The organism is Anaerophaga thermohalophila str. Valhall (genome assembly GCF_000250735.1).
GTDB classification, from domain to species: Bacteria; Bacteroidota; Bacteroidia; order Bacteroidales; family Marinilabiliaceae; genus Anaerophaga; species Anaerophaga thermohalophila_A.
The window spans coordinates 1-10,504 of the sequence record NZ_AHZV01000124.1; the positions used below are offsets into that span (position 1 = coordinate 1).

Annotated in this window: 7 protein-coding genes, 1 tRNA gene and 1 pseudogene; 6 read left to right on the forward strand and 3 right to left on the reverse strand. The window is 41.6% G+C overall.

Annotated elements, in window-relative coordinates; translation table 11 throughout:
* Positions 1-405 precede the first annotated feature (405 nt).
* Complete coding sequence (gene upp / locus OQ5_RS0106590; protein ID WP_016776728.1) at positions 406-1,059, forward strand: uracil phosphoribosyltransferase; 654 nt, start codon at positions 406-408, stop codon at positions 1,057-1,059.
* On the opposite strand, the gene folK is transcribed toward upp, so the two are convergent.
* On the reverse strand, positions 1,056-1,544 hold the full coding sequence (gene folK / locus OQ5_RS0106595; protein ID WP_026055150.1) for a 2-amino-4-hydroxy-6-hydroxymethyldihydropteridine diphosphokinase: 489 nt from the start codon (positions 1,542-1,544) through the stop codon (positions 1,056-1,058). The two genes, upp and folK, sit on opposite strands and share 4 nt — an antisense overlap.
* A 111-nt stretch (positions 1,545-1,655) precedes the next feature.
* Between folK and sppA the strand changes: the two genes are divergently transcribed.
* The 3 genes and pseudogenes from sppA (at position 1,656) to OQ5_RS0106610 (ending at position 5,365) form a co-directional block, all read left to right on the forward strand.
* Positions 1,656-3,428: a signal peptide peptidase SppA gene (gene sppA / locus OQ5_RS0106600; RefSeq protein WP_016776730.1), complete on the forward strand. Its 1,773-nt coding sequence runs from the start codon at positions 1,656-1,658 to the stop codon at positions 3,426-3,428.
* Between the two features lie 80 nt (positions 3,429-3,508).
* Positions 3,509-4,569, forward strand: a pseudogene (gene lpxK, locus OQ5_RS20460) (tetraacyldisaccharide 4'-kinase).
* Positions 4,553-5,365, forward strand: coding sequence for a purine-nucleoside phosphorylase (locus tag OQ5_RS0106610; RefSeq protein WP_016776731.1), 813 nt, complete (start codon positions 4,553-4,555; stop codon positions 5,363-5,365). Before lpxK ends, OQ5_RS0106610 begins: the two are co-directional and overlap by 17 nt.
* Before the next feature lie 66 nt (positions 5,366-5,431).
* Here the strand turns inward: OQ5_RS0106610 and hflX are convergent, their stop codons facing one another.
* The gene (hflX, locus tag OQ5_RS0106615; RefSeq protein ID WP_016776732.1) at positions 5,432-6,646 is read right to left on the reverse strand and encodes a GTPase HflX; all 1,215 of its coding nucleotides are present in this window, start codon (positions 6,644-6,646) and stop codon (positions 5,432-5,434) included.
* Between the two features lie 104 nt (positions 6,647-6,750).
* Entirely contained in the window at positions 6,751-7,431 is a 681-nt protein-coding gene (locus OQ5_RS0106620; RefSeq protein WP_016776733.1) for an energy transducer TonB, read from the reverse strand.
* A gap of 305 nt (positions 7,432-7,736) precedes the next feature.
* Here OQ5_RS0106620 and OQ5_RS0106625 point away from each other — a divergent pair.
* Together OQ5_RS0106625 and OQ5_RS0106635 are read left to right on the forward strand one after the other, a co-directional pair.
* Positions 7,737-7,810 (forward strand) — tRNA-Ala (locus OQ5_RS0106625).
* A 316-nt stretch (positions 7,811-8,126) separates the two neighbouring features.
* Positions 8,127-9,209: a lysylphosphatidylglycerol synthase transmembrane domain-containing protein gene (locus tag OQ5_RS0106635; RefSeq protein WP_016776735.1), complete on the forward strand. Its 1,083-nt coding sequence runs from the start codon at positions 8,127-8,129 to the stop codon at positions 9,207-9,209.
* The last annotated feature ends 1,295 nt before the right edge of the window (positions 9,210-10,504 follow it).

Sequence of the window (10,504 nt, forward strand, 5' to 3'; positions counted from 1 at the left end):
CAGGTTAAATCAAAATGAATAATTCAACACTTCGTTGAATTATTGTAATACACTGTAAAATAAATATTTAAAGGCTACTGAAAAAAGTCAGCAGCCTGTTTCAAATTTATTTTCTTTTGTTCTTTTTCAGCAGTCCGTTAAACTTTTACAATACGTTGCAAACCAATTGCTGGTAATTGTCTGTCCATAAAGTACCATTTGCTGTGTTACGCTCGCCGCCAAAATCCTCATTTACGATTAGTAAAAATTTTTGCGAGTTTATAGACACGCACTAATTAAAAGGTTGTATTTATTAGAATACAGTATATCAAGATTATATGAATCATCTTATATCTTATATCTAAAAATCTAACAATCTATTATAATTCGGACTTAAACATTATTTTTGCAGTTAAAAATCAGCCAATGGAAATCAAACAAATTAATCAACCCGTCAGTATTCTCAGCACATTTGTTGCCGAAATGCGGGATGTGGAAATTCAAAACGATCCCCTTCGCTTTCGTCGTAACCTGGAACGAATTGGAGAAATTTTCGCCTACGAAATCAGTAAAACACTTACTTACAAGCCTAGAGAAATTACTACTCCGCTCGGAACAGCAACCGAATGGCTCCCCCAGGAAAAACTTGTGGTAACCTCGATTCTAAGAGCGGGTGTTCCTCTTCATAACGGACTCCTGAACTACTTCGACAGGGCAGAAAACGGTTTCGTATCGGCATTCAGAAAATACACTGAAGACGGTGAATTCGACATCCACATCGAATACATTTCGGCCCCTGATCTCAACGGAAAAACGGTAATTATGGCCGATCCCATGCTGGCAACCGGTTCTTCGCTCGAACTGGCCTACAAAGCCATCCTTGCCAACGGACAACCGGAACACGTCCACCTCGTCAGTATTGTAGCCAGCCAGGCCGGTGTAGACTACATCTCGGAAATTTTTGAAGACGAACCTATAACCCTGTGGCTGGCAGTTGTCGATGAAGAGCTCAACGCCAAATCCTACATCGTCCCGGGAATCGGTGATGCCGGTGATCTGGCATACGGCCCGAAGCTTTAGTCGACTCGCCTTACATCACCGGTATCACGGCACTCCTGAAGGAGGACATGAATTGTTTTCTTTAAAACCGGATGAATAAAACCGGGCATCAGCTCATCGAGTGGCAGCAAGGTAAAACGCCGGAGATGCAAACGCGGATGCGGAATTTGCAGATCAGGCTTATCAATAATCAGATGATCAATAAATAAAATGTCAATATCTATCAGACGGGCTTCATAGCGATCTTTGGTCTTGATTTTGCGCCCCAGTTCCTGCTCAATCAAACGGGTTTGCTGCAATATTTGCACCGGCGGCAATGAGCTTTCCACCTCCAGCACCTGATTCAGGAACCAATTGGGATGATCAAACCCCCAGGGAGGACTTGTATAAAGACCCGACCGGTTGTCAACAGTACCAATTTTTTGCCCTATTCTTTCAATCGTCGTTTTGAATGCTTCACTGGTATTGTTTTCGTTTCCGCCAAGCAATAGAATAATTTTTGCCATCAATTTCAAATTAATCAATCCGCTTAAAGATTTTTTTCGCAAATTTGTATGAATTGAAAAACAACACAAAATATTATTTTTCCAAATATTAACCCTGTAATTGTTCAAAAAATGAAGAAATTTCTAAAGTACACGCTGGCTGTCATAGTCGGTTCTTTTGTCACCATCGGCATCCTTATGATAGCTTTCTTTATCATGGTTGGAATTCTGGCTGCTTCCAGTCAGAAAGAGATCACCGTAAAAGACAATTCTCTCCTTGTTATGAAACTCGACGGCCCCATCGTTGAGAGAAAAACTTCCGACCCCATCTCCGAGGCCTTCTCCGAACTTTTGGGAGAAGCTGCTCCCATCGGTCTGAACCAGATTCTTTCAAGCATCGAAAAAGCCGGGCGCGACGATCGCATAAAAGGTATTTATCTGGAATCAGGGATGGTTATGGCCGGGCATGCCACCGTTGAAGAAATTAGAGATGCCCTCGTTGAATTCAGGGAGACCGGAAAGTTCATTATCAGCAATGCCCCTGTTTATTCACAAAAATCTTACTACCTGGCAACAGCAGCCGACAAGGTTTACCTGACACCCGGGGGGATGCTCGAATTTCAGGGCATCAGTGCCCAGCGTACCTTTTTCAAGAATACGCTGGAGAAGCTGGGCATTGAAATGCAGGTATTCCGGCATGGCGAATTCAAATCGGCGGTAGAACCTTTCACCCGTACCGACATGAGTGAAGCGGCCCGCTTGCAAACGATCACTTATACACAATCTATCTGGGATCATCTTACTGCCAATGTCAGCGAATCAAGAGGATTAACAACAGAAATATTAAATCAGACCGTCGACCAGGTACCTATGCTCAGGGATGGAGAATTTTTGTTACAGTCGGGACTTATAGACGGGTTGAAATATAAAGACCAGGTGATTAACGAACTTAAAGATTCGACCAATACCGATTACGAAAAGGATCTGAACAGCATTGACATACGAAAATATGCCGGTGTTTATGTGGCCGATGAGAAAAAAGGCATTTCCAAAAACAAGCTGGCGGTTATTTATGCCGAGGGTGAAATTGATGGTTCGGACACCGAAGGAATCATTTCGGAAGACCTGTCGCGTACCATCCGTGAAGCCCGACGCGATTCCACAATTAAAGCGGTGGTTTTGCGCATCAATTCTCCCGGAGGATCCGCCTTAGGTTCAGAAATCATCTGGAGAGAAGTAAAATTAACCACCGAAAAGAAACCTTTGATCGTTTCTATGGGCGATTTGGCCGCCTCGGGCGGATACTACATTGCTTGTCCGGCCGATACCATTGTTGCCCAGCCTAATACACTCACCGGCTCCATTGGCGTTTTTGGACTCATTCCTAATGTCAAAGGGCTTTTCAACAAAATAGGGATCACCACCGATCGTGTCAAAACCAATAAATTCTCCGATATACCAGCCATCGATCGCCCCTTTACCCCTGAGGAGAAGGAACTAATGCAGGCTTATGTGGAAAAGACCTACGATATTTTTGTAGAACATTGTGCCGACGGAAGAAATACAACCAAAACGGCCATTGATGAAATAGGACAGGGTCGTGTATGGAGCGGTAAAAATGCACTGCATATTAACCTGGTTGATGTGTTGGGTGGTATCGATGTCGCGATAGACCTGGCAGCAGAAAAAGCCGGCATTGCAGAAGATTACAGGATTGTCGAGCTGCCGGAAGTATTGCCCCCGTTCGAACAATTTATGAAGGACTTAACAGGCGACGCGAAAGCCTATATGAAGAACCTTTTCTGGGGTAATTCTGAATATGGCAAAACACTTCGAACCATCGAAAACCTGCAGAATGCTTATCCAATTCAGGCACGCATGCCCTACGAATTAAATCTTAACTAAAACACAACATATCGGGAAAAGGCGCATAAAGCAGAATCTGTTTTATGCGCCTTTTTAATATAACCAAATAAACCATCCGGATGATACGGTCCCTCCGCACCCTGCTTTTTCCATTCTCGGCATTGTTTTGCGCCATTGCCGCGATAAGAAATTTCCTTTACAACAAGGGTATTATCAGATCGTATTCCTTCCCGGTGCCCGTTGTATCAATCGGCAATCTTACGGTTGGAGGTACAGGGAAAACACCTCTTACAGAGTTGCTCATCAACCATTTTTCTGACTCCAATTGTGCGCTCCTAAGCAGAGGATATGGTCGAAAGACTAAAGGCCCGATCGTCGCTTCCTCGCATAGCACTCCCGAAGCCATTGGTGATGAGCCTGTACAGATGAAACTTAAATTCCCGGAGCTGAAAGTTGTTGTAGCTGAAAAACGCGTTTCAGGGATGAACATATTGCTGAAATCGAAACCAGTACCCGATATAGTATTCTTGGACGATGCCTTTCAACACCGGTCAGTCAAACCCCGACTATCCATCGTGGTAACCGACTATTACCGGCCGGTATACAATGACCTGTGTCTGCCTGCCGGAAATCTCAGGGAATCGCGAAAAGGAATGAACCGTGCACACGTGATCCTGGTCAACAAATGTCCTGTCAATATGTCGTCGGACGAAGCAAATGAAATCCAAAAAAAGCTTGCACCCCTTCCATCCCAGAAGCTGTTTTTCAGCAGTATTGCCTATCAATCACCAAAATCCCTTTTAGGGCTTGGGGATAACCAAAACACACATCCTGAGATTTTTCCCGAAAATCCAAACATTATAGCTCTTGCCGGTATTGGAAATCCAAAGCCTTTTTTTTAGAAGTGAAAAAATATGGCCATGTCATTACATCCATTTCCTATCCTGACCATCATGATTACACATCTAAAGACATCGAAAAACTGTGGAATATTTTAAATGAATCAACTCCGGAAACCATTATTCTGACCACCGAAAAAGATGCCGTCAGACTGAAACAGAAAGTTGCAATTCAGGGCTTAAAGGTAAAAATATGGTATATTCCCATCGAACTTAAGATACTATTCAACAAAAAGAACACCTTTTTTAAAACCGTAAACAATTATGTTAGAACAAACTAAAGAGACAGCCGATTATCTCAGGAAACACTACTCGCCCAATACCCGCACCGGGATAATCCTTGGGACGGGGCTCGGCGGACTGGTCAACGAAATCGACATCCGGGATACCGCTGCTTATGTTGATATTCCCAATTTCCCCGTGTCAACGGTTGAAGGACATGAAGGGAGACTTATCTTTGGAAGCATCAGTGGCACTGAAATAATTGCCATGCAAGGCCGTTTTCATTACTATGAGGGATATTCGATGCAACAGGTCACTTTCCCCGTTCGCGTAATGCAGGCGCTCGGAATAACAAATTTATTTGTTTCGAATGCAAGCGGGGGACTCAACCCCGACTTCAATGTCGGCGATATTATGGTCATTACCGACCATATCAACATGTTTGGTGACAATCCGCTTATCGGAAAAAACATTAATGAGTTTGGCCCCCGTTTCCCCGACATGAGCGAACCATACAGCAGGACGCTTACCAACAGAGCTTTCGAAATAGCAAAAAAGTATGGTATTGAACTCCGAAAAGGTGTATATGTAGGAACAGCAGGCCCCACCTTTGAAACACCGGCTGAATATAAATTTTTTCGGGTAATTGGTGGCGATGCGGTTGGAATGTCAACAGTCCCCGAAGTAATAGTCGCCTGTCATGCAGGCATCACCTGCTTTGGAATAAGTATTATTACCGATTCCGGGGTACCGGGACAAATTGTTGAAATATCGCATGAAGAAGTGCAGGAAGTTGCAGCTAAAGCAGAACCAAAAATGACAAAGATTATAGCAGAACTCGTCGCTTCTGTTTGAACTGAAAAGTCAGAGTAATCCTTCGCTATGGCAAAGGGTTACTCTGACTTTTTTAAAAAATAAAACCTACTCTGCTTCCTCGATGTCGGGATAGAGAAAATCATTGAAAGGGAAACGCGTAACATGTATTTTTACCACTTCACGATATAACAGTTCCCTGAACTCTTCAAAATTGGTTTTCTCTTTAGCCGATATAAAAATGCTTTTTGAGTCTTTAGCCATCCAGCTCTTCTTCAGATCATCCAATGAATAATTCTCACGGGTGGCAGGTGTCAGATCATCATCCTCCTTTTTTGTATAAGTAAACGCATCCACCTTGTTAAAAACCATGATCATAGGCTTTTCGCGCTCATCTATTTCATGAAGGGTTTGGTTTACCACCTCAATTTGTTGCTCAAACCCGGGATGAGAAATATCCACAACATGTAGCAATATATCGGCTTCCCTTACCTCATCCAGTGTCGACTTGAACGACTCAACCAGGTGGTGCGGAAGCTTTCTGATAAAACCCACCGTATCGGCTAAAAGAAACGGCAAATTTCCGACTACAACCTTCCTCACCGTTGTATCGAGCGTGGCAAATAATTTATTCTCGGCAAAAACATCACTTTTGGTAAGAGTATTCATCAAAGTACTCTTCCCCACGTTGGTATAACCCACCAGGGCAACACGCACCAATTTACCACGATTCTTGCGTTGGGTGGCTTTCTGCCGGTCAATTTTCTGGAGTTCGGACTTCAGCCTGGCTATTTTGTCACGAATAATTCTGCGGTCTGTTTCAATCTCTTTTTCACCCGGCCCGCGCATACCGATACCGCCACGTTGTCTTTCCAGGTGTGTCCACATCCTTGTCAGCCTGGGCAAAAGATACTGATACTGGGCCAACTCGACCTGTGTTTTGGCATGCGCCGTTCTGGCTCTCTTTGCAAAGATATCGAGAATAAGATTGGTTCGGTCAAGAATACGTCTGCGAAAAGCCCCTTCAAGATTTTTTAGCTGCGAAGGGGTTAATTCGTCATCAAAGATTATGGCGTTCACATCTTCATGTACCTTTACATACCCGATTATCTCTTCCAGTTTTCCGCTACCCACATAATAGCGGTTATCGTGCATCGGTAACGATTGAATAAACCGTTTGACAGGCACAGCACCGGCAGTTTCGGTCAGAAAAGCCAGCTCGTCAAGATATTCGTTCACCTCCCGTTCGCTCACATCGGGGGTACGGACAGCCACCAAAACAACTTTTTCCAGTTCTTTTTCAGTAGATATTAAATCATTCATTAATTTGCCTGATTGATAAAAAAAGAAAATGAACCCAAAAACAAAGGGACTGTCTGCTTTGACAGCCCCTTGTGCTATTTCTGTTGTTATGACAATTCAGATTTTTACTGTAAAACAAAGTTAATCGGAACTGTATATGAAACTCTTACCGCTTTTCCCCGCTGCTTACCGGGTTTCCATTTCGGCATGTTCTTCACCACCCTCAGGGCTTCTTTATCAAGACTTGGATCAACGCCACGTGCAATCTCCACATCGGTGATGGAACCATCGGTATTCACCACAAATTTCACGTAAACACGTCCCTGAATTCCGTTTTCCTGAGCAATAACAGGATATTCAATTGAACTGGCAAGATATTGGTGAAGTGCCTTTTCTCCGCCGGGGAACTCGGGCATTTCCTCAACAATGAAAAATACCGGGGCATCTTCCTGTTCCTCTTCAGTGGTCATATCAGAAAAATCCACTTCGGTATCTTCTGTTGCCTCTGTGTCCTGAATAACCAACTCTTCCTCAAGTTCCACATCGTCTTCTACAATATTCAATACATCAGTAACTTTTGGTGGTGGCGGTGGTGGTGGCGGCTTCACTTCTTCCTGACGGGTGATCGGAATGATCTCCTCTTCTACTTCCTCTTCTTCAATTTTCAATCCCTCGTTAACATTTGTTTCTGTTGTTGTCCATTCGAAGGCAATGAAAACCAGAGAAAGCACCACAACAAGACCGATCTGCATAAAGACCGTCTTTTTGTTTTCCAAATCTGCTTTTGGCGACTTTTTTACTTCCATAATAAAAATCGAATTTTGGTGCCTAATTTAATAACTTTAATCTTTTCTCAATCGTAGATGTCTCACACGCTTGAGTAACTAATTCTCAAACGAGAGGTTAAAAATAGGATTTTATTATCAAACCGATGCATTTTTTACAACTCTTTTTAATCATTAAAAATTACAACTTCTCTGTTCTTGTGTCAATAAGAATTAAAAATCAAATTCTTAACACTTAATTTAAAGCAATAATCAAACCAAACTACTTTTTTCCCGAATTCCTTTTCCATATTCCGATTTTCAATTATATTTGCCTCGCGAAAAACGGGGGTGTAGCTCAGTTGGCTAGAGCGCATGACTGGCAGTCATGAGGTCAGGGGTTCGACTCCCCTCATCTCCACTGGCTTTATACCAATATACGAAAAACCGGACTAAATGTCCGGTTTTTTTGTTTTAATTAATATCATTTTCAGAAAGTTTAACATCAACCCTTTCTGTTATGAAAGGGATACTGTAAATTTGCTTTTTATAGAATAGCTCACCTGCAATGACTATTTAGTGTCTGCCCATAAAGTGCCATTTGCTGTGTTACGCGTGCCTTGCAACTGACACTTTCTGAACAGACACATGATAACCAGGAAACTTTTCCTACTTTAAAGACAGGTACTATTTATTAAAAACATTCTAACTCTAAAAAATCTCGAACAGATATCTGAATGACAGACAACTCAGGAAAAATAATACGCAGTATAAGGCCCGGAAGGATTTTGCTACCGATATTCATCGGGCTTTCGGTAACAGGATATCTGTTATACAGGGAATTTGAACCCGACAGTTTTGATTTCATCAGTTTTACGGGCTGGTCTGTTTTCTGGCTTATACTTTCTTTCGTCTTGATGGCCTTCAGGGACTTCGGCTATATGCTGAGAATACGTATTCTTACAAACAATGAACTGACCTGGCGGAAAGCTTTTAATGTAATCATGCTTTGGGAATTTACATCGTCTATTACACCATCTGCCATAGGAGGTACAAGTGTTGCCATTTTTTTCGTTAACAAAGAAGGTATCAGAGTTGGGCGAAGTACGGCCGTAGTCATGGTTACTTCCTTTCTTGATGAACTCTATTTTATCCTCACTTTCCCGATTATCTTACTACTGCTCGGACGTTCCGATATATTTGTTCTGGACAGTTCAGCAGCAGTAATACCATGGTATCAGAATGAATTTTTCCTTCTTGCGCTTGGGGGATATACCATCAAGCTTCTTTACACACTGGTGTTAAGCTATGGTTTATTCATCAACCCACGTGGCCTGAAGTGGTTACTTTTAATGATTTTCAAACTTCCCATAATTCGTAAATGGCGACCCCAGGCCAATGAATCGGGCACCGACCTGATACAAACATCACGGGAATTCAGCGGCTGGCCTTTCCGAAAATGGCTAAAAGCTTTTGGCGCTACTTTTTTTAGCTGGACAGCCCGGTACTGGGTGGTTAATACTCTAATTATTACATTTTTCGGCATCAAATGGCTGGGCTGGGAAGACCATCTTCACGTCTTTGCCAAACAGCTGGTGATGTGGATCATGATGCTCATTAGTCCTACACCAGGCGGAAGTGGCTTCGCCGAATATGTATTCAAAGAATTCCTGGCTGCTTTTATTCCTGCCGGAACCGGCATTGCCATGGCTTTTCTCTGGCGCATGATCAGCTATTATCCTTATCTCTTTATAGGTACTTTTCTTGTTCCCCGATGGATTAGAAAACATTTTGTAAGCCATAAACCAAAAAGAAAATAAAAGCAGCCAGTAGTTGTTAGTCAATAACCCGTAGTGGATTTGCAGGTACTGACATACTTTAACACCTAACAAAGCACATAAGTGTAATATTTTGATCCGTTTATGATTTAAATTAGATAAAAATAACTTTAAGGCAAAAGTTTAACAGGCAGAAGGCTGAGGAAATAAATTTTGTTGAAAAACTTTTTACCGTTTATCCCAAAATTAGCCTGATAAACAAACATCATACTATATGCACCAAATACCAGATATAGATATTTTAAAACTTTCATTTAGATAAAATATCGCTCGGGACAAGAAATTTCTTTGACCAAAGCAATTATTTTTATGACTAATTGCGTGAAGATATTTCCATTGCATCGTACCTTGCATTCACACTTTCAGACATGAGGGGTGTCTAAAAAGTGCCTGTCCGTAAAGTACCATTTGCTGTGTCACGCTCGCCGCCATGCAACAGGCACTTTCTGAGCAGACATATGATAAGTAAGAAATTTTCTCAATTTTATAGACCAGAACTAAAAAGACTAATTTTTATTCTGCGGGACTCTGTGCCAACTCCCTGTAATCTGTGAAACAACAAATATCACAGAGTTTTCAGACAGCCCCATTCGATCACTCTATCCACAAACCTTCAATTCGCTGATTTTGCATAGATGAAACGAGCATGACAAAGGTTATCACCAAAGTTCATTTATAAGCATCAATCGTGCGGGTTGCTGCGATAAATAAAGGCAGGCTGGCTATTCGACCTAAATTAGTGTCTGCTGAGTAACATTTAAATAATTAATAATAAATTATTTACATTTCATAATTCCTTTTAAGGTGCAAGGTTTTTCATGCAAATCTTTAAAAATGTTTGCACCTGTAAATTAATAGATGGTGAGATTTTTAGATATAAGATGTAAGATGATTTTTACAACATTAATATACTGCATTTTACCAAACAAACCTTTTTAGACACAAACAATTGAATTACGGTATATTACAAAATTTAACGGAGTATTGTGTAAGTTTTAATTGCGGTTCTGCCACGAATTTAATGGCAACTTACAATTTGTTTATATGTAGTTAAAATATAGTTTAACGTAGCTTATATGTTGTATTTTGTTTTTTTCAACAATATTTCAACAAATATTAACCACTAAAATAAGGGTAGTACCTTAATTGTCAAATATCACTGTTCAAAAGAAGGTCGTAATAATGAACGACTATAATAATTTAAAAGGCGCGGTGGCCTGTCCGCTTTCCGGGCCCGCGACTGACAGGAAGCCAAAATGGTCGACGTTCATGGTCCT

What these genes read in the sequence shown, in the direction of transcription:
- OQ5_RS0106610 (WP_016776731.1), top strand. Translation starts at nt 4,553, where the DNA reads ATGTTAGAACAAACTAAAGAGACAGCCGATTATCTCAGGAAACACTAC.
- upp (WP_016776728.1), top strand. Translation starts at nt 406, where the DNA reads ATGGAAATCAAACAAATTAATCAACCCGTCAGTATTCTCAGCACATTT.
- hflX (WP_016776732.1), bottom strand. Translation starts at nt 6,646, where the DNA reads ATGAATGATTTAATATCTACTGAAAAAGAACTGGAAAAAGTTGTTTTG.
- folK (WP_026055150.1), bottom strand. Translation starts at nt 1,544, where the DNA reads ATGGCAAAAATTATTCTATTGCTTGGCGGAAACGAAAACAATACCAGT.
- OQ5_RS0106635 (WP_016776735.1), top strand. Translation starts at nt 8,127, where the DNA reads ATGACAGACAACTCAGGAAAAATAATACGCAGTATAAGGCCCGGAAGG.
- sppA (WP_016776730.1), top strand. Translation starts at nt 1,656, where the DNA reads ATGAAGAAATTTCTAAAGTACACGCTGGCTGTCATAGTCGGTTCTTTT.
- OQ5_RS0106620 (WP_016776733.1), bottom strand. Translation starts at nt 7,431, where the DNA reads ATGGAAGTAAAAAAGTCGCCAAAAGCAGATTTGGAAAACAAAAAGACG.